19 protein-coding genes are annotated in these 21,440 nt (G+C 65.1%); all 19 read right to left on the bottom strand.

Going from position 1 to position 21,440, the window contains the following annotated elements; translation table 11 throughout:
• Positions 1–6: 6 nt before the first annotated feature.
• A complete protein-coding gene (locus tag Q8N40_RS05070) occupies positions 7–855 on the bottom strand; it encodes an MBL fold metallo-hydrolase (RefSeq protein ID WP_305321211.1) in 849 nt (282 codons plus the stop codon).
• Positions 856–885: 30 nt separating this feature from the next.
• On the bottom strand, positions 886–1,785 hold the full coding sequence (locus Q8N40_RS05075; RefSeq protein ID WP_305711042.1) for an amidohydrolase: 900 nt from the start codon (positions 1,783–1,785) through the stop codon (positions 886–888).
• Positions 1,782–2,900, bottom strand: coding sequence for a VWA domain-containing protein (locus Q8N40_RS05080; protein WP_305711043.1), 1,119 nt, complete (start codon positions 2,898–2,900; stop codon positions 1,782–1,784). The genes Q8N40_RS05075 and Q8N40_RS05080 overlap by 4 nt, the downstream gene beginning before the upstream one ends.
• Complete coding sequence (locus Q8N40_RS05085) at positions 2,897–3,778, bottom strand: MoxR family ATPase (protein ID WP_305321208.1); 882 nt, start codon at positions 3,776–3,778, stop codon at positions 2,897–2,899. Before Q8N40_RS05085 ends, Q8N40_RS05080 begins: the two co-directional genes overlap by 4 nt.
• Positions 3,779–3,788: 10 nt before the next feature.
• Positions 3,789–4,814 (bottom strand): xanthine dehydrogenase family protein molybdopterin-binding subunit, encoded by a 1,026-nt coding sequence (locus Q8N40_RS05090; RefSeq protein ID WP_305321207.1) that lies wholly within the window; start codon positions 4,812–4,814, stop codon positions 3,789–3,791.
• Position 4,815: 1 nt separating this feature from the next.
• Entirely contained in the window at positions 4,816–6,498 is a 1,683-nt protein-coding gene (locus tag Q8N40_RS05095; RefSeq protein WP_305711044.1) for a xanthine dehydrogenase family protein molybdopterin-binding subunit, read from the bottom strand.
• A 10-nt stretch (positions 6,499–6,508) separates the two neighbouring features.
• A complete protein-coding gene (locus tag Q8N40_RS05100; protein ID WP_305321205.1) occupies positions 6,509–6,991 on the bottom strand; it encodes a (2Fe-2S)-binding protein in 483 nt (160 codons plus the stop codon).
• Between the two features lie 11 nt (positions 6,992–7,002).
• Positions 7,003–7,827, bottom strand: coding sequence for a xanthine dehydrogenase family protein subunit M (locus Q8N40_RS05105; protein WP_305711045.1), 825 nt, complete (start codon positions 7,825–7,827; stop codon positions 7,003–7,005).
• Between the two features lie 8 nt (positions 7,828–7,835).
• Positions 7,836–8,279 carry an SRPBCC family protein gene (locus Q8N40_RS05110; RefSeq protein WP_305711046.1) on the bottom strand — a complete coding sequence of 148 codons (444 nt, stop codon included), beginning with the start codon at positions 8,277–8,279 and terminating at the stop codon, positions 7,836–7,838.
• Between the two features lie 3 nt (positions 8,280–8,282).
• Positions 8,283–8,720: an SRPBCC family protein gene (locus Q8N40_RS05115; protein ID WP_305321202.1), complete on the bottom strand. Its 438-nt coding sequence runs from the start codon at positions 8,718–8,720 to the stop codon at positions 8,283–8,285.
• 4 nt (positions 8,721–8,724) lie between these two features.
• Positions 8,725–11,604: a flotillin family protein gene (locus Q8N40_RS05120; RefSeq protein WP_305321201.1), complete on the bottom strand. Its 2,880-nt coding sequence runs from the start codon at positions 11,602–11,604 to the stop codon at positions 8,725–8,727.
• 39 nt (positions 11,605–11,643) lie between these two features.
• On the bottom strand, positions 11,644–12,477 hold the full coding sequence (locus Q8N40_RS05125; RefSeq protein ID WP_305321200.1) for a phosphoenolpyruvate hydrolase family protein: 834 nt from the start codon (positions 12,475–12,477) through the stop codon (positions 11,644–11,646).
• Between the two features lie 11 nt (positions 12,478–12,488).
• Positions 12,489–14,750, bottom strand: a complete 2,262-nt coding sequence (locus Q8N40_RS05130; protein WP_305321199.1) for an ABC transporter permease — start codon at positions 14,748–14,750, stop codon at positions 12,489–12,491.
• Positions 14,737–15,519, bottom strand: coding sequence for an ABC transporter ATP-binding protein (locus Q8N40_RS05135; RefSeq protein WP_305711051.1), 783 nt, complete (start codon positions 15,517–15,519; stop codon positions 14,737–14,739). The genes Q8N40_RS05130 and Q8N40_RS05135 overlap by 14 nt, the downstream gene beginning before the upstream one ends.
• Before the next feature lie 23 nt (positions 15,520–15,542).
• A complete protein-coding gene (locus Q8N40_RS05140; RefSeq protein WP_370870904.1) occupies positions 15,543–16,604 on the bottom strand; it encodes a branched-chain amino acid ABC transporter permease in 1,062 nt (353 codons plus the stop codon).
• Positions 16,605–16,606: 2 nt separating this feature from the next.
• Complete coding sequence (locus tag Q8N40_RS05145) at positions 16,607–17,623, bottom strand: branched-chain amino acid ABC transporter permease (RefSeq protein ID WP_305711047.1); 1,017 nt, start codon at positions 17,621–17,623, stop codon at positions 16,607–16,609.
• Between the two features lie 140 nt (positions 17,624–17,763).
• Positions 17,764–18,600 (bottom strand): AraC family transcriptional regulator, encoded by an 837-nt coding sequence (locus Q8N40_RS05150; RefSeq protein ID WP_305321197.1) that lies wholly within the window; start codon positions 18,598–18,600, stop codon positions 17,764–17,766.
• 136 nt (positions 18,601–18,736) lie between these two features.
• The gene (locus Q8N40_RS05155) at positions 18,737–19,792 is read right to left on the bottom strand and encodes an iron-containing alcohol dehydrogenase (protein ID WP_305711048.1); all 1,056 of its coding nucleotides are present in this window, start codon (positions 19,790–19,792) and stop codon (positions 18,737–18,739) included.
• A gap of 112 nt (positions 19,793–19,904) precedes the next feature.
• Entirely contained in the window at positions 19,905–21,170 is a 1,266-nt protein-coding gene (locus Q8N40_RS05160) for an ABC transporter substrate-binding protein (protein ID WP_305711049.1), read from the bottom strand.
• Positions 21,171–21,440: the final 270 nt, after the last annotated feature.

Here is a 21,440-nt window from a genome sequence, read left to right on the forward strand (position 1 = left end):
CGCCGTTCACGCCGCAAACCAGTTGCGAGACGGCAACGATTGCACGATCGGTCCCGGCACCGCCATGTCGAGCCGCGCCACCACCTGGCCGTGCTCGATCTTGGCGGGCTTGTCGTGCACCGGCAGCAGGAAGCGCGAACCCGAGAGCAGCCGCTTGATCGCCGCCTTCTCCTCGCGTTTGGTGTTGCCGTGGTTGCCGGTGGTGCGGGGCTCGTTGTGATGCAACTCGTGGAAGGGATTCACGATCTGGTCGTTAAAATCATAGATCACGTCGCCGCATATGGTGGCGCGGCCCTCGGCGGTCTCGACATGGACGTTCATCGATCCTTCGGTGTGGGCGCCCGCTGCATCAATGGTGACGCCGGGGCAGACCTCGATCGGGCCGGACAGTTCGAGATCCTCCAGCCGCAACGCGTGGCGGGTATGCAGCCGGTCGATCAGATGCTTGATGTCGGGCGCCGGATATTGCGGATGCATCAGGCCCGAAACCGAATATTCCAGTTCGCGCCGGTTCAGCAGAACCGTCGTGTTCATCGAGAACAGCTCATCCTTGCCGGCATGGTCGATGTGGAGATGGGTGTGCATGACGTAACGCACATCGCCCATTCGCACGCCATGCTTCGCAAGCTGGTTCTCGATCATATTTTCATGGTGCTGCAGCCCGCGCATTCCGAGGCTCTCCATGATCTGGTTGTGACGATAACCGGTATCGACCACCATCGGCCAGGGACCGCCGAGGATCAGGAAGCCGTAAGTGTAGACCCGCCTGGTGCGCCCGCAATCGCGTCCCAGCACGAGGAAGCTGGATTCCAGTTCGATGTCGCCGTAGTCCAGGATCTTGATCTCAAGCGCCATGTGGTTATTCCTCTCGTTGGATCGTGTTGATCAGGTCAGCCGGTAGATGCCGGCCGCGGTATCGTGAAAAATCGCCTGCCGGTCCGCGGCCGACAGCGTCTGCGTCGCCGTGCGATAGGCTTCGACCAGCGCGTCGTAGCGGGTCCAGAGTTTCTCGATCGGGAAGTTCGAGCCGAACATGCAGCGGCCGGCGCCGAACTGCCGGATGGTTTCGCCGACCACGAAACCGATATGAGCCGCATCGTTGCGATGCAGGAAGGTGCCGAGGCCGGACAACTTCACCACCACGTTAGGCCGCTCCGCCAGCAGCGCCATGCCGGCGCGCCAGGCCTCGAGTCCGGCCGGCGACACATCCTCCAGCATGCCGGCGTGCTGCAGCACGAAGCTGACACCGGGACAGGCATCGGCAAGCTCGGCCGCGCCCGCCATCTGTGGCGCGAATACCTGCAGGTCGAAAGCCCAGTCATACTCGCTCAGTCGCGCGATGTTACGCCGGAGCGTCGGATCGCGCGCCAGATCCGGAGCTGATGCGAAGCGGTATTGCGGATTGTCGTGCCAGTGCAGCTGCATCCTGACGCCGCGCACCAGCGGGAACGCCGCCAACTGCTCGAGCTGCGGCCGCACGTCGGCCGCGGTGAAATCCGCGTAGGCGACAATGGCATGCGGCCAACCGGTTTCCCGCGCGGCATCGCTGACATAGCGGACCTCGTCGAGGAAACGCTCTTTCGCCCAGTTCGCCTGTACGTAAACCGAACGCGTGACGCCGGCCGAAGAGACATCCGCCAGATATTCCGCGATGGTGTAGTCACGGCGGATCGGCTCGTAGGGTCCGAAGATCCGCGGCTGCATCGGCCCAAGCAGCCAGGGCAGGTCCTGCTGGCGCCAGATGTGATGATGCGCATCGACGCAGCCGGGCGCAGGCTGAATCATCGGGCGACCCTCCGTCGTGACAGGTCGAGAACGTGCCGACACAGCCGCTCCGTCGTCGCGCCATTGGTGACGCTGTCGAGCATCGGCAGCACCGCGCGCAACGCCGCGGTTTCCGGGCGATAGTCGGCCGACGCGGCGAGCGGCGTCAGCCAGTCGATCCGCCAGGCGCGCGCGGCGAGATGCCCAACGGCGCGAACCATCTGCGCCGGGTCACCGCGTTCGAGTCCGTCGGACAGCACGAGCACCAGCGCGCCGCGGGCATAGCCGGCGAAGCGCGGCACCGCGAGGAAGGCGGCCAGCGCATCGCCGATCCGCGTGCCGCCGTCCCAGTCGGCCACGAGGTCCGCAGCGACGGCTAACGCCTGCTCGCGGTTCTTCAGCCGCAGGGCGCGGGTCAGCCGCGTCAGCCGCGTGCCGAACGTGAACACCTCGACGCGCGGCGCCGCGTGGACCAGCGCGTGAGCAAAGCGCAGATGCGCGTCGGAGCGCGCCTTCATCGAGCCCGACACGTCGATCAGCAGCAGGATCCCGCGCGGCCGCAACTGGCGTTCGCGGCGGCGCAACAGGATGAGTTCGCCATCGGTGCGGATGGAGTCCCGCAGCGAGCGCTGCAAGTCGAAGCCAGCGCCGCGCTTCGCAGAGCGCATCCGGTAGCCGCGGCGGCGGGGCAGCCGGGCCGGCAGGTGCCGGCTGAATCGCGCCAGTTGCTGGCTGTCGTCATCCGGTCGCAGCGCGCGCCGTGACAGCGCCTCGCGCGCGGTTGCCGCCTGCCCGGTTTCGTTGATGTCATCCGACAGCGGCGCGTCGTATCCGGCGCCTTCGTCCTGAACCTGCAGTTCCTCGTCGATCTCCGTGACCTGATCGGACAGCGCACCGGCAAGGCCGAGAAAATGCATATCAAACAGCATGTCGAAATCGGGTTGCCGCTCGAACGGTGGCGCCAGGGTGGCGACGCCGGCGCGGCGAATGTCCTCGATGTCGCGCGGGCCGAGCAGCTCGATTGCCCGCAGAAACGACAGGCTCTGTTCCGGCGCGACCGAAAAGCCATTACCGCGCAGCAGCGCGATGAAATCCAGCAGCGGCCTGGCCGCGTGTGGCAAAGCGAGCGCCGTCATGCCGCGACCTCCGCGATGATGGCGTCGAGCCGCGGGGCGATGAAGGCGAGATCCTCCTCATCCTTCAGCGCCACGCCAATCGCGCGGCGGAACGCGTCCGGCCACGGCGCGCCGGTTTTCGCCAGCAGCGTCGCGGCTTCCGCCCAATCGATCGCCTCGGCGACACCGGGAGGCTTCGTCAACGGCTCCTGCCGCAGCCGCCCGACCGCCGTCACGATCGCGCGCGCGGTGGACTCGGCAACGGAGGACGCGCGCATCATGATGATCCGCGCCTCGCGCCCCGGATCCGGATAGGCGATGTAGTGATAGACGCAGCGCCGTCGCAGCGCCTCGTGCAGATCGCGGGTGCGGTTCGAGGTCAGGATCACTACCGGGCGTTCATGCGCCCGCAGGGTGCCGCGCTCCGGGATCGAGATCGAGAAGTCCGACAGGAATTCGAGCAGGAACGCCTCGAATTCCGGATCGGAGCGGTCGATTTCGTCGATCAGCAGCACCGTCGACTCCGGCCGGCGCAACGCCGCCAGCATCGGCCGCTCGATCAGGAAATCGTCGCGATAGATGTCGATCGGCTGATCGCCGGCCTGCCGGATCGCCAGCATCTGGCGCGGATAGTTCCACTCGTACAGCGCGGCGGCGGCGTCGATGCCCTCGTAACATTGCAGCCGGATTAGCTGGCGTCCCAAGATCCCGGCGATCGCCTTGGCGGCCTCGGTCTTGCCGACACCCGGCGCGCCTTCCAGCAGTAGCGGCTTGCCCAGCGCGAGCGCGAGATAGCCGGCGGTGGCGAAACCGTCATCGGCGAGGTAATAGGCCGCGCGCAGCGCCTCGGCCAGTTTCTCCGGCCGATCGATCCCCCCGACACTTCCGCGCACCGCCATTCGATGTTCCCTATGCGCGCCGGACTTGCGGCCGCGCGCCGCCCTGCGCCTTCAGCGCGCGCAGGATCTTTTCCGGAGTGATCGGCAGCGTGTCGATCCGCACACCGATTGCGTTGAAGATCGCATTGGCCACCGCCGGCAGCACCGGATTGGCGCACATCTCGCCGGGGCCCTTGCCGCCGAACGGACCGTCCGGCGCCGGTCGCTCCAGCACCGTGATGTCGTGCGGCGCGATGTCGCCGGGGCCGGGCATCAGGTATTCGTTGTAGTCCCGGCCGCCATGTTCGGGATTGGGATAATACGGCTCAGGCGTCTCGTAGAGCGCGTGGCTCATGCCCATCCAGGCGCCGCCCACCAGTTGCTGCTCGACCATTTTCGGATTGAGCGCGCGGCCGAGTTCATAGGCGCTGGTCATCTTGTTGACCTTGACGTCGCCGGTTTCGTCGCAGACCTCCAGATCGACGACGAGGCAGGCATGGGCATAGGCGGTGACCGGCGACATCTCGCCGGTCTCCGGACTGACATTGGACAGCGGGATCAGAAAGATGCCGCGGCCTGCGATCGTCTTGCCCTGCTTGAACTGCGCCGCCTGCGACGCGGCTTTCACGGTGATCGATTTCGACGCCGCGCCGCGGACATGGATGTTGCCTTTGCCGTCGGTGACGAGGTCGTCGGCATTGACCTCGAGTTCCTCAGCCGCCGCCTCGAGCAGAACGCCCCGCGCTTCCTTCGCGGCGACGATCACCGCGTTGCCGACACGGTGCGTACCGCGCGAGGCGAACGAGCCCATGTCGTGCGGACCGGTGTCGCTATCGGCGGTGTCGACGTAGACATCCTCGATCGGCACGCCCAGTGTCTCCGCCGCGATCTGCCGGCTGACCTGCTTCATGCCCTGTCCGAGATCGATCGCCGACAGCGCCACCGTGAATTTGCCGTCTGGATTGGCATGCACCAGCGCCTGGCTGGGATCGCCGCCGAGATTCATGCCGATCGGGTAGTTGATGGAGGCCATTCCGCGCCCCTGGTGCCGTGCCATCTCAGCGCCTCCGTGTGAACACTGATGAGAAACGCGCCGCGCCGTGCTGAGGCGTCGCCGGTGGATTTGGAACCGGTGGTATCGGAGCAGGTGGCGGCGCAACGGCTGCCGGCTGCGATGGATGATTCGGCAGCGGTGCGCCCGGCTGATGCGCCGGAGGCAGCTGATAGATCGGCACCGCCGGTGGAGACTGATAGGCCGGCAGCGGTGCAGCCGCGCCCGGCGCCAGCTGCGGCGGCGCCTGCCGCGTCTCCGGTCGGCCGATCCGGCCGCTCTCATCGGTCACCGTGGGCGGAATCGCCGCGCGTGGACCGCCGCCGCCGCTCAGCGACGAGGCGCGACGCGCCGTCTCGCTCAGCGGCCAGTTCACCTTCTGCGCCGCGACCTGCACGCATTCGATCAGCGCGGTATTGTGGGCGACGCGGCGATGCGCCTTCATGTCTCCGTCGCGATAGGCATTAAGAATGCGAAACTCCATCGGGTCGATGCCGACCAGATGCGCCAGCTTGTCCATCTGCACTTCGATCGAGAAGTCCACCCCGGTGACGCCGAAGCCCCGCATCGCAGTAGCGGGCACGCGGTTGGTGAAGACGCAATAGGCGTCGCCGCGCACATTCGGGATCGTGTAGGGACCCGGCATGTGGGCGACACATTTGACCACGCCATAGCTGGTCAGCCGCGTATAGGCGCCGGCATCGAAATAGGAGGTGATCTGTCGCGCCACGATACGGCCGTCACGCATTACGCCGTCCTTGATGACATGCCGCTCGGCACCGCGCGGCGAGCCGAACTGCATCTCCTCCTCGCGCCCCAGCACGTAGCGGACCGGCCGGCCGGTGAGGATCGCGCCGAGCACCGCCAGCGGCTCGGTCAGCGAATCGACCTTGCCGCCAAAGCCGCCGCCGACGGTGCCACCGATGAAATGCAGCCGGTTGGATTCCAGCGCGAGAATCTTGGCGGTGGTGCCGAGCGAGAAGAACAGGCCCTGGGCGCAGGAATGCACGACGTAGCGGTTGTTGGTCTCGGGCGCGGCGATGGTGCCGTTGGTTTCGGTCGAGGCGTGCTCGATCGGCGACATCTGGTAGCGCTCCTCGAGCACGTGATCGGCAGTGCGAAACGCCGCCTCGACATCGCCGAATCGCAGCTTCTGATGGTCGTATTTTTCGTGATACTCGAAATAGTTTCCCGGATAGGTCTCGTTGACGACGACCGCGCCCGGCTTCAGCGCCTCCTGCACATCGAACACCGTGGGCAGCGGATCATAGCTGACGCGAACCAGTTTTGCGGCGGCCATGGCCTCCGCGTCGCTGTCGGCGATGATGGCGACGATCGGCTCGCCCTTGTAGCGGACCTTGTCGACGGCGAGCGTCGGCTCGTCGTCCTTGCCGAATCCGATCAGGCTGAGCAGCGTGTTCTTGTTGAGCGGTACGTCCTGTCCCCGGATCACGCGCTTCACGCCAGCTGCGCGTTCGGCGGCGGAAACGTCGATGCTCCGGATTCGTGCGTGATGATGCGGCGAGCGCACCACCTTCAGATGCAGCAGGCCGCCAAAGCCGTGATCGTCGAAGAAGCGGGTGCGGCCGGTGACATGCCCCAACATGTCCTGGCGCTGCTCACCCTTGCCGATCACGTTGAGATTGTCGTCGCGCTCGTCGGCGAACAGATCCTTGCGAAACTCCAGCATCGGGATTCCCTCAGGCGCGGCGGGCGCCGCGCTGCTGCGCGGCGGCCAGAATGGCGTTGATGATCGGCTCATAGCCGGTGCAGCGGCAGATATTGCCGGCGATCGCTTCGACGACCTCGACACGAGTCGGGTCTGGATTGCGGTCGAGCAGCGCCTTCGCCGCCATCAGCATGCCCGGCGTGCAGAAGCCGCATTGTGCGGCAAAATGTTCCATGAAGGCGACCTGCAGCGGATGCAGGGTCGGCCCGTCGGCGAGCCCGCTCGCGGTTTCGATCGATCGCCCCTCGCAAGTCACGCTGAGCGTGAGGCACCCAAGCCGCGGTTCGCCATCCACCAGCACGGTGCAGACGCCGCAAGTGCCCTGGCCGCAGCCGAACTTCGGGGCGAAATCGCCGAGCCCGCGACGGATCGTGCCGAGCAGGGTTTCCGCAGGCTCGACGAACACCGCACGATCGGAGCCGTTGAGGCGAAACTGGACAGGCATCCGGGCCATTCTGCGTTCCTTCAGGATGTTTCGCCGGCAAGCAGCCGGCCGAGATGCACGGGCAATACTTCGCGGCGATACCATTCCGAGGCGATGGCATCGGTCCCAGGCATCGTGCCCTCGAGCGCCGCGGTCTTCGCGGCAGCAATGGTGGTTGCGTCCAGGCTGCGGCCCTCCAGCACGCGCTCGACCGCCTTGGCGCGCAACGGCGTCGGCCCCATCGCGCCATAGGCGATCCGCGCGCCGCTGATCCGTCCCGCGTTCTGCGGCAGATGCGCCGCGATCGATAGCACCGAGATGCCCTTGGGCCGCACCCGCGCGACCTTGAGGAAGCGAAATGCATCGGCGCCACCGGGACGATTGAAGCCGACCGAGGCCACCAGTCCGACCCCACCCCGCGCCCGGTTCGCCAGCATCTCCTCCAGCGGCATCATCCGCGCTCCCCCGATTCCGGCATGCAGCGTGACGACGGCGTCGAGCGCCAGCAACGCGGTGGTAAAATCGCCATAGGGGGTCGCCGCGAACAAATTGCCGCCGATGGTCGCCGTGGTCCGCACCGCAGGACCGCCGATGCCGCGCGCCGGCGCGTGCAGATAGGACAAATCGCGGTTGGCCAGCACCATCGCCATGGTGACCCCGGCACCGAGCTCGATCCGCGCGCCGCCGGTGTTGATCGCCAGCAGCACCGGATCGACCGCGCGCAGCAAGGTGCCCTCCGTCATCACGCCCTCGTTGAGGTCACGCACCAGCAGCGTGCCGCCGCCAAGCAGCTGCGCGCCGCGGTCGCTAGCCAGGATTTCTGCGGCTTCCTGCAACCCTTGCACAATGCGGACATTGACGGGCATGGCGTTTCCTAACTTGCGAGTTCGGGCAACTGGCGGACCGCCGCAATGCCATTTGAATAGACGTCGTTGCCAACGAGTTCGGCGAGCTCGGTCTCACGACCCGCCGGCGTGGTGAACCGCCCCTCCCAATGCCAGAAGCTGCGATTGCCATCGGTGACGGGCAACAGCCGGACATGGGCGACATAGTTGAACAGCGGAATTGGCGTCTCCAGCAGGCAATAACTGAACGTCATTTCCAGGTCCGACAGTGCCAGCAACTGCTCGCGCAATTCGGCGCCGTCCTGCATCGTGAAGCGGCGGACGCAGCCGATCTTGTCGGAAGGATAGCCGCGCTCGATCGTGCTTTTGGCGACGATCGGATGCCAGGCTTCATGACCGTTGAAGTCGCGCAGCACCGCCCACAGCCGCTCGACCGGCGCGTCGATGATGGTGCTGCGAACCACCCGTGGCATCGCTCAGGCTCCAAAGGCGCGGTTGAGCGCGTCAAAACCGGTCTGGAACACATTGCCACCGACCCCGCTGACCAGTTCCGCTTCCAGCTCCGGCGCGCAGTCGAAATCGGCGCTCCATTCGATGAAGGTGCGGTCCTGGTCGGTCACCGGGGTCAGCCGCAGCGAGGCGACGTAATTGGTCAGCGGCATCGGCGAATCCAGGATCGAATAGGTGCAGAGCATGTCGAAGTCCGACAGGCCGAGCAGCTTTTCGCGTAGCCGGTCGCCATTGCGCAGCGCGAATGCCCTGACACAGCCGACCTTGTCGGCCGGCTCGCCATTCTCGATCCGGCTTTCCGCGATGCCGGGATGCCAGTTCGGCAGACCGTTGAAATCACGTACGCGCGCCCAGACCTTGGACGCCGGTGCATTGATGACGCTGGATACATAGACGCGGGCCATCCGACTACTCCTTGCCCTTGCCTTTGCCGCCCCGGCCGGACGGCTTGGGCTCGTCGGGTCCCGCACCCGCGGGAACAGGCCCATCGTCCTTCGGCCTCGGCGGCTGCGCTTCCTTGCCGACGCGCTGCAGGTCACTGGCCTCGCGCATCAACCCGCCCATCTTGGCGAGGCTGCCGCCCTCGATCCCGATTTCTTTCAGCACCTGATCAATCAGCGGCGCCTGCACCCGGTAGCGCAGCGCCGATTCGATTACCTCGTCGGTCGGCGTGCGCGAGTTGCCGCTGCCGCCGCCACCGGCCATGCCCCCGAGCCCGTCGACATGCAGGATCCGGATGCCCTCGATCTTCTCCATCGGCTTGACGCTTTCGCGGACGATGCCCTCGATCCGGTCCAGCAGCCGGCGCCGGAACAAGCCGTAGCGCGCCTCGTCGGTGAGCGCATTCTCGGCTTCGTAGAGCAGCTTCTGCGCTTCCGCGTCGACCGCGGCGCGGATCGCATGAGCCTCGGCCTCGATGCGCTTCTCGTCGGCGTTCTTCCTCGCCAGCATGATTTCGACCGTGGTACGCCGCTTGGCGTTCTCGCTTTCGCGCACCGTCTTGACGATTTCCTCGGCCTCCACCGCCTTGGCTTTCGCCATCTCCGCCTTCACCTGGGCTGCGGACTCCAGCAGCGACTTCTCGAAAATCGCGATCGCCTTGTCCATGACAGCGCTCTCGACCTCCCGCTCGCGATCGACCTCAAGCTTGCGCAGATCGCGGTCGCGGCCGACACGGGCTTCGTCGAGGCCGCGCTCGGAAGCGATCCGCGCACGTTCGATCTCCTCGCGCGCGGCGATTTCGGATTCCTGCAGCGCCTGGTTGCGCGCGATATCGAGCTGTTCGAGCGCCTTGCGGCGCTCCAGCCGCGCTACCTCCAACTCACGCTCGCGCGTGATATCGACCTTTTCGACCTCCTGGCGCGCATTGATCTCGGCCGCGCGCACGGCGCGGTCGGAATCGACCCGCTCGATCCTCCGCGCGGAGGTCGCGATGACACGTTCCTCCTCGGCGATCTCGACGGTCTTCTTCTGATCGATCTGCAGCACCTCACGGCTCTTCGACGCCGCGATCCGTCCCTTGTCGATCGCAAGCTCGGCCTCGATGCGGCTGACCTCGACTGCATCGCGCTTCTTGATCTCGGCGGTCTCGATCGCCCTGGAGCGGTCAATGTCGAGGCTGCGGATTCCCAGATCGGAAGCGATCCGGGCAGTCTCGGTCGCCTCGCGGGCGGCGATCTCGGCCCCTTCCAGCGCCTGCGTCCGTGCGATCTCCTGCGACCTGGTTTCCTGTTCGGCGAGGATGCGATGCGCCGCGATTTCCTTTTCGTTGGAAATTCGCGCCGCCTCCACCGCATGCAGCGCGGCGATTTCAGCTTCGTCGATAGCCTGGTTGCGGGTGATGGTCAGTGCGCGGACCCGCTCCTCCTGGAGGATGCGTGCGGACTCCACCAGCTCCTTCGACGCGATGGTCTCCTGCTGGACGGTGCGGTCGCGGACGATCTCGCGCGCCAGCCGCTTTTCCTCTGCGGCGAGGCGATTGGCGATGATGGCGCTGTTGCGGGCGATTTCCGCGGTTTCGGTGGCGAGCCGCGCGGCGATGTCAGCCTCCTCGATCGAACGCCGCTTCGCGATGTCGAGGCCCGAGATCCGCTGCTCGTTGGCGATCCGGTCGGTGCTGACGGACGCTTCCTGGGCGATCCGGGCGCGCTCGGTGGATTCGCGCGCGGCGATTTCGGCGGCCTGCAGCGCGCGCACCTGTTCGATCTCGCGCTCGCGGATCTCGCGATCTGCGGTAATCCGGAACTCCTTGATCAACTGGTCGTTGGCGATTCGCGCCTTCTCCACCGTCTCGCGCGCGGCGATCTCGGCCTGGTCGACGATCTGGCTGCGTTCGATCTCGCGCTGGCGAACGTCGCGCTCGGAGGAAATCCTCGCCTCGCTGATGGCACGCTCATTGCCGATCCGCGATTTCTCGATTTCCTCACGCGCACTGATCTGGGCCTGCTCGGCCTCGGTGTCGCGCATCGCGCGCTCGCGGGCAATTTCGGCGCGCTGCACGGCGCGGCGCACCTCGACGTCGCGCTGCTGCTCCAGTCGCGCCACCTCGCTCTCGCGCTCGATTTCGAGCGACTGCTTCTCGGCCTCGAGATTGCGCGAGCGGATCCGGATCATCGAATCCTGCTCGATGTCGTTGCGCGTCTTGCGCCGACCCTCGATCTGCTCGATCAGATGGGTCAGGCCTTCGGCGTCGAAGCGGTTCGAGGCGTTGAAATATTGCAGGTCGGTCTGGTCGAGATTGGTCAGCGCCACCGATTCCAGTTCGAGTCCGTTCTTGGCGAGCGCTTCGGCCGCGGCTTCCTTGACCTTGGCGAGATAGACCCCGCGCTGCTCGTGCATGTCCTCCATCGTCATCTCGGAGGCGACCGAGCGGATCGCCGAGACGAACTTGCCCGACAACAGCGCGTGCAGCGTCTCCGGCTGCATGGTACGGCGGCCGAGCGTCGAGGCCGCCAGCGACACTGCTTCTGGGGTGGCGCGAACGCGGACGTAGAAGTCGGCGTCGATGTCGACCCGCATCCGGTCGCGGGTGATGATGGCGTTTTCCTGGCCGCGATGCACCCGCATCTGCAGCACGTTCATGTTGACAGGCGTGATGTCATGGATGAACGGCAGCACAAAGGCGCCGGAATCGATTACCACTTTTTCACCGGCGAGACCGGTGCGGACGAACGCTGCCTCCTTCGACGAGCGCCGGTATAGCCAGTTCACCACATAGACGACGATCGCGATCACAATGACCGCGACGATCAGCCAGAGAATGAGCGCTCCGATCAGCTGGCCTGACATATCTGTTCTCCCTCCACGAAGTGCTGTCGCATGTTCCGTTCAGCTGCGGCTGATGGCCTTGAATTTCCGGGTCTGTTCGCGGATCGCGACTTCGACCGGCAACCGCTCCATCGAGGAGGCGCCGTAGAAGCCGTGGCAATGCCGCGAGGTCTTGAGGACGAATTCGGCGTCCGCGGGTTCTGCCACCGGGCCACCATGTACGAGAATGATCGCGTCGGGATTCACCGCGAGCGCCGCCGCAGCCCAGTCGTCAAGCATGGCCGGAACGTCGTCGAGCTTCAGCGCAGTCCGTGCCCCGATCGCGCCGCCAGCGGTCAAGCCGAAATGACAGACGATGATGTCGGCCCCGGCACCCGCCATCGCCGCGGCGTCGTCGGCCGAAAACACATAGGGCGTCGTCAACAGGCCCTTGGCGCCGGCCAGCGCGATCATCTCGACTTCGAGCGCGTAGGACATGCCGGTTTCCTCCAGCCCGATGCGGAAGCTGCCGTCGATCAGCCCGACCGTCGGAAAATTCTGCACGCCGGAAAAGCCCGCGGCTTTCACCTCGTCGAGAAAGCGATCCATGCTGCGAAACGGATCGGTGGCGCAGACGCCGGCCAGCACCGGAGTCTTCTTCACAACCGGCAGCACCTCGGCGGCCATCTCCATCACGATCGCATTGGCGTCGCCGTACGGCATCAGGCCGGACAGCGAACCGCGCCCCGCCATCCGGAAGCGGCCGGAATTGTAGATTACGATCAGGTCGATGCCGCCCGCCTCTTCGCATTTGGCGGACAGGCCGGTGCCGGCGCCGCCGCCGACGATCGCTTCACCACGCGCGATCATCGCGTGAAACCTGCCAAGAAGAACCTGTCGATCGATCGCTGCCATGCTGTGATCCCTTACCGGCCCGCCGCGCGCGAACGCGGCCGGGCGCCTTGCAGCGCACGAAAGTGCTGCGTCAGCGCGGCCGCAAATGCCGGACTGTTGATATGATGCGGAACGCGGACAAGCTGGCGCAGCGCCGTCTGCCGCACGCTCGCCTCCAGCGCACCGAACAGCGCGTCGCGCGCGGTTGTGTCGAAGAACGGCTTGCCCACCTCGTCGAGTGCCGAGACCCCGCCCTCCGGCAGCAGGAAGCGCACCGGGCCTTCCATCAGATTGAGCCGATCGCCGATCCAGCGGCCCATCGCGGCATTCTCCGCAGGATCAGTCCGCATCAGGGTCACCTGCGGATTGTGCTGATGCAGCAGCCGGCCGCGGTAACGCTCGGGAACGGTGTCGGGCGCACCGAAATTGACCATGTCGAGCGCGCCGACCGAGCCGACATAGGGAATCCGGGTACGGATGATGGCACCGAGCCGGTCTTCGGTCGCCGGAAACGCGCCGCCGAACAGCAGGTCGGCGATTTCGGTAGTCGAGACGTCGATCACTGCCGGCACCAGACCGCCGTCGACCAGTTTCTCCATCGACTGGCCGCCGATGCCGGTGGCGTGGAACACCAGGCATTCGTATTCGTCGCCGATCAGCTTCGTGACCTGCTGCACGCAGGGTGTAGTGACCCCGAACATCGTGAGGCCAACCAGCGGCCGGTCCTCGCCGGCGCGGCGGCGCGGCGCCGGCGCCTTGCTCGCCTCCAGCCGCGCCTTCGCCATCCCGGCCATTGCCTGTGCGCCGTTCGCCAGCACCTGTCGCGAGATCGCGTTCAGGCCCTGAATGTCGGTGACGGAATACATCATCATGATATCGGAGGGGCCTACATAGGCCCGCGTGTTGCCGGAGGCGACGGTGGAGATCATCAGCTTAGGCACGCCCACCGGCAGCGCCCGCATCGCCGGTGTCGCCAACGCAGTGGCGCCGGAGCCGCCGGCGGAAATCAGGCCGAGCAGCCTGACGCCGTCGCTGCCGGATTTTCCCTTCACCCAGGCTTCAAACGCCTCCGCCATCGCCGCCACAGCAGCGCCGCGATCGGCGTTGAATATTCCGGCGGAACCACGCGGGTGATGCAGCGCGATCTCCAGCGGCGGCACGTCCGCGCCCGAGATCCGGCCCGTGGTCGACAGATCGACCAGTTTCACCGGCAGCCCCGCCGCCTTGATGATGTCGGCGATGAAGCGCAGTTCCTCGCCCTTGGTGTCGAGCGTGCCGGCCACGGCGACGAACGGCTCGTTGAGACCGCCTACGCTGCGCCCGACCTTGCGGTCGGATGCAGCGATCGCGGCGGCGACTGGCGCTCGCGTCATGGTACGCGCGGACGCCTCGATCCGCGCCGCCGCAACATCAGCGCTCCAGCGGGTCGGTATCACCGGGTTCGAGAGATAGACCCGGATCGGCGCATCGCTGCGCGGCGGCGGCGCTGCTGTTCCCCGACCGCCGGGTTCGCTCGCGGCCACGGCCGGCGGTTCAGCCTCCTCATGGCCATGGCGGCCGACGCCGAGCAGACGCTGCTGCAGGTCGCGATCGGCGGCCAGCCGCGCCGACTCGATGACGCGGTTGACGCGGCCGTTGACCATGATCGCGACCGTGTCGGAGATCTCGGTCGCCACGCCGATGTTCTGCTCGATCACGAGGATGGCGACGTCGCCCTCCTCGCTCAGCCGCACCAGCATGTCCTCGACCTGCGCGACGATGACAGGCGCGAGGCCTTCGGTCGGCTCGTCCATGATCAAGAGCCGCGGATTGAGCAGCAACGCCCGCGAAATCGCCAGCATCTGCTGCTCACCGCCGGAGAGTTGCGAGCCGGCATTGTTCTTGCGCTCGGCAAGCCGCGGAAAGGAGTCGTAAATCCGCTCCGGAGTCCAACTGCCGCGTGGCCCGCGCTGCGCCAGCCGCAGATGCTCGTCGACACTCAGCGATCGCCACAGCCGCCGGCCCTGGGGTACATAGCCGACGCCGAGCCGGGCGATGTCGGTGGTGGAGCGACCGATCAGTTCCTCGCCAAACGCACTGATCGAACCGCTCGACACCGGCACCAGGCCCATGATCGCCTTGCACAGCGAGGTCTTGCCCATGCCGTTGCGTCCGACCAGGCTGAGCACACCATCCTGCAAGGTGAGATCGACGCCCTGCAGCGCGTGCGAGCGGCCGTAATACAGGTTCAGCCCGCGAACCTGCAGCGCCGGCGGCGTGCCGCGCGGCTGGGAAACGCGGTCAGTGGTGGGCATGACCGCCTCCGAGATAAAGCTCCTGAACTTCCGGATCGGATTCGATCTCGTCGGACCGGCCTTCCTTGAAGATCCGGCCGTTGTGCATCATCGTCACGCTTTCGGCGACACGCAGCGCGACATCCATGTCGTGTTCGATAATGATGAAGCCGATGTGCGCCGGCAGCGAGGTCAGAATCGTCACCAGATCGGCGCGCTCGGTCGGTGACAGCCCGGCCGCAGGCTCGTCGAACAGCACGAAGCGCGGCGCGCCGGACAGCGCCAGCGCAACTTCAAGCTGCCGCTGCTGGCCATAGGCCAGTTCGCCGACCAGGCGGTCCTTGTCGTCGGTCAGGTGCACAGCATCGACCAGTATTTGCGCTGCGTGCACGAGTGCATCGTCGAGGCGGGGCCGGACCAGCGAGAAACGGTTTCGCGAAACACCGCAACAGGCCAGGTAGACATTGTCCATCACGCTCAGCCCGGTGAAGAGCGAGGATATCTGGTAGGTGCGACGCAAGCCCCGGCGGATGCGCTCATGGGGCGGGAACACCGTCACATCCTCGCCAAAAAACCGGACCAGGCCCGCTGTGGGCAGAAAATCCCCGGTGATGCAGTTGAACAGCGTGGTCTTGCCCGCGCCGTTCGAGCCGAGAACGGCCCGCCGTTCACCCGGTTTCACCGAAAGCGTTACGTCCGAGATTGCGGCCAGCGCGCCGAACATCTTGGTGATGCCGCGCAGTTCCAGCGCATTGCCGGAGCTGGCATTGCCAGCCACTGGCAAGTTCATCCGGGACGACACGACGGGCGCGTTCATGCCCCGGCTCCCGTCGTTGCGCCCTTGCGCGCCACCACTCGCGCGCGCCAGCGATCCCACAGGCCCAGCACACCATCCGGCGAGAACAGCACGATCGCCAGGAAGCCGATCCCGATGATCAGCTTGAAGCGATCCGCCGAGAATCCAAAAAAACCGAGAATGTCGGTCGAAAACACTTGCAGCAACACGTAGATGAAAGCGCCGATAAACGGTCCGAGCGGACGGCGAATACCGCCGACTACCGCGACCACGAGCACATCGATCGCCGAGGAAATGCCGATCGTGCCCGGCGCGATCTGCGCATTCTGCCAGACCAGAAGAATGCCGCCCGTAGAGGCGAAAACGCTCGTCAGGGCGTAGGCCGCCACGCGATGCGCGGTCACGTTGAAGCCCAGTGCCGCCATGCGGCGCGGGTTATCGCGCACGCCCTGAAGGGCGAGCCCGAAGGGAGCACGCGCGAGATAGACGACTGCACCGTAGCAAAGAGAGGCGCAGGCAAGAGTGAGATAGTAGAACGGCAGGGGATCGCGCCAGTTCACGCCGAAAACCTGCGGCGGCAACACGAGGTTGAACCCGGAATAGCCATTGAAGACCGAGTAGTTCTGTCGTGTGAAATAGAAGAAGGCCGCCGCGATCGCAAGCGTGATCATGATCGTGTAGATGCCATCCGTGCGCACGGCGAGCGCGCCGGATATCGTGGCGAAAAGAGCCGCGATCAGGAAGGCGGCCGGAAGCACGATCCACCAGGAGAGGCCGAGACTGACATTGGCCGCGCCCGACGGCCCAAGGATTGCGACCATGTAGCCAGCCATTCCGGCAATCGACATTTGCAGCAGGCTCACCATTCCGCCATAGCCGGCGAGGAACATCAGGCTGAGCCCGATCATGCCCAGAATGAAAGTCCAGCCCATGATCTGGAATAGCCAGAAATTGTTGGCCACGATCGGCAGCAACAGCAGGATCAACCCCAGGATCCACCAGGGGGCGGGAATGCGCTCGGACCACATCCGCTGGTCGACGGGGCCGGCGAAGCGAGGGGCTTGATCGGCGACCGACATTGCTATCGCCTCGTTCCCAGAAGGCCTTGCGGCCGAAACGCCAGCACCGCCGCCATGATGAGGAAGGTGAGAACGATCGAATAGGTCGGCGCGTAGACAAAGCCCATCTGCTCGGCCACGCCGATGATCAGCGCGCCCAAAGCCGCGCCGACGATCGACCCCATGCCTCCGACGATCACCACCACGAGGCTAGCCAACAGGAAACGCGTATCCTCGCCCGGCGACAGCGACTGAAACGTGGCACCGATGATCCCCGCAATACCGGCAAGCCCGGCGCCGAAGCCGAACACCGCCAGAAACACCAGGTGGATGCGCACGCCGGAAGCGGCCAGCATCTCACGATCATCCACGCCCGCACGGATCAGCATGCCGAGCGCGGTGCGGTTCAAGACGATCCACATCGCGATGCCGATCACGATCGCCGCGACCAGGATCCAGATGCGCACGGACGGGTAGCGCAGCCAGGTAACGGCGCCGGTCGAGTCGTTGACGTTGCTCACGATGGGCAATTCCATCGGCCCCTGCAGGAATTGCGGGGCGAGGATCGAATACGATTGCCCGCCCCACCACCAGAGCATGAGGTCGGCAAACACGATCGAAAGCCCGATGCTGACCAGCGTCTGGCGAAGCTCTTCCCCTTCCATTTTCGAGAAGATGAAGAACTGCATCAAGAGCCCGATCAGCGCCACGAGGATGAACACAATCGGAAATGCCAGCAGCCACGAACCCGAGGCGGTCGAGACCTCGTAGCCGAGATATCCGCCGATCAGGAACAGTGAGCCATGGGCGAGATTGACGACGCGCATCAGGCCGAAAATCAGCGTGAAGCCGGCTGCCACGAGGAAATAGAGCGCGCCAAGCGTGATGCCGCCCAGAAGTGCATTCAGGAAGATTTGCTTGCGGCCCCAAATCGCCACCAGTTCGGGTGGCCAGGGCGCCAGCACAAGAAACAGGAACGCTGCGGCCAGGAGGACGAAAACCAGGCCCCAGAGCGGATAGCGCTTGATGAAATTGTCCATCTCAGAACGGCCCGGCAGCTTCCCGTGGCGGACCTTCGCCACCGTTAGAATGAAGGCTAGATTGAAGTTCCCGGCCTGTCTTTTCCCGAACGTCTGTTCTCTAGCCCGAACGTCTCTTCTTTGGAGTCCAGCACCTCTTTTCAGTGCGTGAGGCCGGCGACGCTGCGCCGGTAAGCGCTCGGCGGCACGACGCCATTGGCGATGAAGAACCGCGAGAAGCTCGCCGGGGTCGCGAAGCCGAGATCAAGCCCGATTTCAGAAACCGTTTCCGTGCCTCTGGCCAATCGCTCGATCGCACGCTCCATGCGCAGGGCGTTGAGGAAAATCGTGGGGGGCAGACCCATCTGCTCGCGAAACAGCTTGAAGAAATGCGGTCGCGAAAGGCCGGCGTTCCGCGAAATCTGTGCAAGATCAATGGGTTCACCGAGCCTCTCGCTCAGGAGACTGATCGCGCGCCTCAGGCGGAAATCACGCAGTCCCGAGCATTGGGCAGCCGGCCTGTCCGCCGCGCTCGTCCACTGCCAGGTTTGATCGAAGGCCGCCTGGGTCAGGGCACTGAGCCGGTCTTCGAAAGAGCCGTCGCTACCGCCATGGGCGGCGAGAAGCCGTGCGGTTTCCGTGACAAGCCGAGTAATGTGGTCGCTCATTTCGACGGTTGAGCGGCCGAATCGCAGGATTTCGAAGGCCGTGTGGCTCGCATTAACAAACCAGCCCGGGCGGATATAGAGTACGAGCGTCAGCGTCGATTCCTGGCGGTCAATCGGCGCGAAATAATGCGGTTGCCATGGGCTGATTGCCGTTGCGCTCCGGGTCGTGAGCGGCAGGATTTTGCCATCAACAACCACGCTGGCGACCGGTCCGCTGACGTGAAAGATCAGATGACCCTCGCGATGGGCATGCGGCACCATCGGTCGATCCAGCTCATAGAGGCAAGCGCGCCCGAACGCACCATGTGCGACCGCGTGAGCAATACTCATCGGTTTCCTCCCCGCCCATCTTTGTGCGCGGTAATGGAAGAATGTATAAGGAGATCGCGTTGTGACAACAGGCAAATTGCCCCGGCCGCCGCCGGTCCAGGCCGTTTGCCTCGCGCCGGGTGTCCCTCATTCGTGTTCACCAGGCGGCCTCGAGAATGCGGCGGCAGTCGCCTGGGGTCAGCCGTCGGGGATTGGCAAGGGCCCCGGGGTCGTTCGCTGCCATTTCCGCGAAACGGTCGAACCGAGCCGGATTGATCCCGATCTCGCGCAAGGAGGTCGGCAGGCCGATGGCGCGGGCGAAAGCTCCGATTGCAGTGCTGAAATGCGGCTCCCGCGTTGTTCTGGCGAAGCTTTCGGCCATCGTGGCATATCGATCGCCCACCGCTTCAGTGTTGAAGTCGGCCATGGCCGCCATCAACGGCGCATGGAGATCGCCATGCAGGACGCCAGGTCCAAGTTCAGCTTTGATCGGAAGCGCAAGCGCATCGACACCGCCAACCGCTTTTTCCAGCGCGAGTCCGGCCGTCAGTGCCGCAGCCATCAATTCGCGTTGCGCTTCCCGGTGAGAGGGCGAAGCAAGAGCAACGGGCAGCCAGCGCGTGAGCCGCTTTGTGGCCTCCAGCGCAAGCGCGTCTGCCGGCGGGTGGTAGACGGGGCTGGCATAGGCTTCGATGGCATGGACCAGCACCTCCATGGCCGCAGCGGCGAGGCAGCGGGAGGGCGCTCCCTCAAGTACCGTCGGATCGGCGATTACCCGGTCGGGACGAGGACAGGTGATCGGCTGGCCTTGTCCCAGGCGCACCCGCCGAGCTAACCCGAAATCGCAAAGGCCGGCGGGAACCGCGATCAGCGTGAGGCTTTCTCCCCGCCGGATGGCTTGTTCCGCAGCGAGCCGCGCCTGCCCGACGGCCACAGCCCCACCCACGGCGATGAGCGTGTTCGTCCGGATGTCGCTCATGGCGCTCAGTATCCTGAGGGTTGCTTCTTCATGAGGGGTGGCACGATCGGCCCGCGCCAGGCTGATCGCCGTCTGGCTGAGCGACTCCTGCACCCGAGAGCAAACGGCCGCGCTTCCCGGCTCGTTGTCAACGAGTACCAGCGCCCGAGCGAGCGGCCCCACCTCCTCGGGAAGCGCGTCCTCGATCGCAGCTTCTGCGAAATGGGTGCGCGTGAGATAGTCGATGAGAGTCATCGGAGACGCTCCCGGCGCCTTCGCCGTATGGAATCCGCAATGGCGTATTCCCCAAGGAAGCGGCGGCCGGCTGAGAGCGTCGGCCGCCGAAGATGACATCGGGCACAGGCGCTCAGCCGCCAGCGCGCAGCTTGGCGCAGTCGACCGCGGTGCGCGACGGCAACCCGATGGCCCGGAACTGATCCGCCGTCATGCCGAGTGTCTGGTTCACGTTCTCGGTCTTGGCCACCATCTTGCTGGTCATGTTGCCGTCCGGACCATCGACCACTTCGTTGACGAAGACCGTTCCGGTCGCCTGCCGGTTTTCGTTCAGTGTGATCTTGCCGACAGGGCTGTCGAGCTGAAGCTTGTTCAAAGCCTCCTTGAACTTTGCCTGCCCGTTCGATAGATCGCCCTCGGCCGCCTGGAGTCCCTTGATGGCGGCTAGCGTGGCCGTGTAGTAGCCCAGACCGAATAACGAAGGCGACGGGAGGCGCTTGTCTGCAGGGAAGCTGTCCTGATAGAGCTTCACATACGAGGTCCAGGCCGGGTCCGTATTGTCGGCGGCGAAGGGGCCGGAAGTCGGCGTGCCCTTCAGAACGTCTTTCGCGCGACCTTTCGCCGTCAGAACCGTCTGGTCGGCCATGATGGTGCCGCCGATCAGGCGGGTTTTTTCACCGGCCTGCTGATATTGATTGAGGAAGTTGATCGCGTCTGTGCCGCCAAGGCCGAGATAGATCGCATCCACATTGTCCGGCAACTGCGCGATGATTCCGCCGAAATCCGATTGGCCGAGCGGCTGCCAGAAGCGCTGGACGATGTCGCCGCCCGACTTGCAGAAATCCACCGCAAAGCCCATGAAGTTCGTGTAGCCGAACGAGTAATCGGCTGCGATCGTTGCCACGCGCTTCCAGCCTTTCTTCGTCACGACGTAGTTGCCGAGGCCGAAGCCCCATTGCGAGCCGTCGAGGTTGAAGCGGTAGAAGTTCGGCGCGGGATCGACCCAGGTCGTCTCCAGCGCGCCGGAAATGCCGTTGATCACCACCTTGTCCGGGATGGTCTTGGCGAAATCGCGCATGGCAATACCTTCCGAGCCGGAAAGCGGGCCGATGATAAGGTCGACCTTGTCCTGCTCTACAAGTTTGCGAGCCATACGGATCGTTGTGTCGGGTTTGGTATCCGTCGGAGCGACGACGGTTTCAATCTTCTTTCCGGCAATGGTGTTGTTCACCTGCTTGAGTGCCAGTTCGACATTTCGGACGCCATCCTGGCCGCCGGTCGCGAAGGCGCCTTCCAGCGCCACCAGAATGCCGATCTTGATGGTGCCACTTTGGGCGAGAGCTGCGCCGGGCAGCATAAGGGCGGCCATCGCGACGGCGCCAAGCAAAGACTTGCGCATTGTTGTTCCTCCCTGTGACGCGGAAGAAAGAGTCCGGCAACCACGCCGGACCTTCCTCATGTGCGTCTCGTAACGCGCCCCTTGCGGGCGCCTTCAGGAAAGCTGCCGATCAAAGCCCAAGCCGCCAATATCCAAGCGTCTCATTTTCGCGGGGCTTTCATGTGCGGGGGATCGCCTTAACGCCTGACCCAGGCGTGACCGGCGGCCACCAGCATACTTCGATTGCTTGTCTCGCAAGAGGAAGCGATTCATTCTCCGCCCCGATGCCAG

It is taken from the genome of Bradyrhizobium sp. (assembly GCF_030693485.1).
Lineage (GTDB): Bacteria > Pseudomonadota > Alphaproteobacteria > Rhizobiales > Xanthobacteraceae > Bradyrhizobium.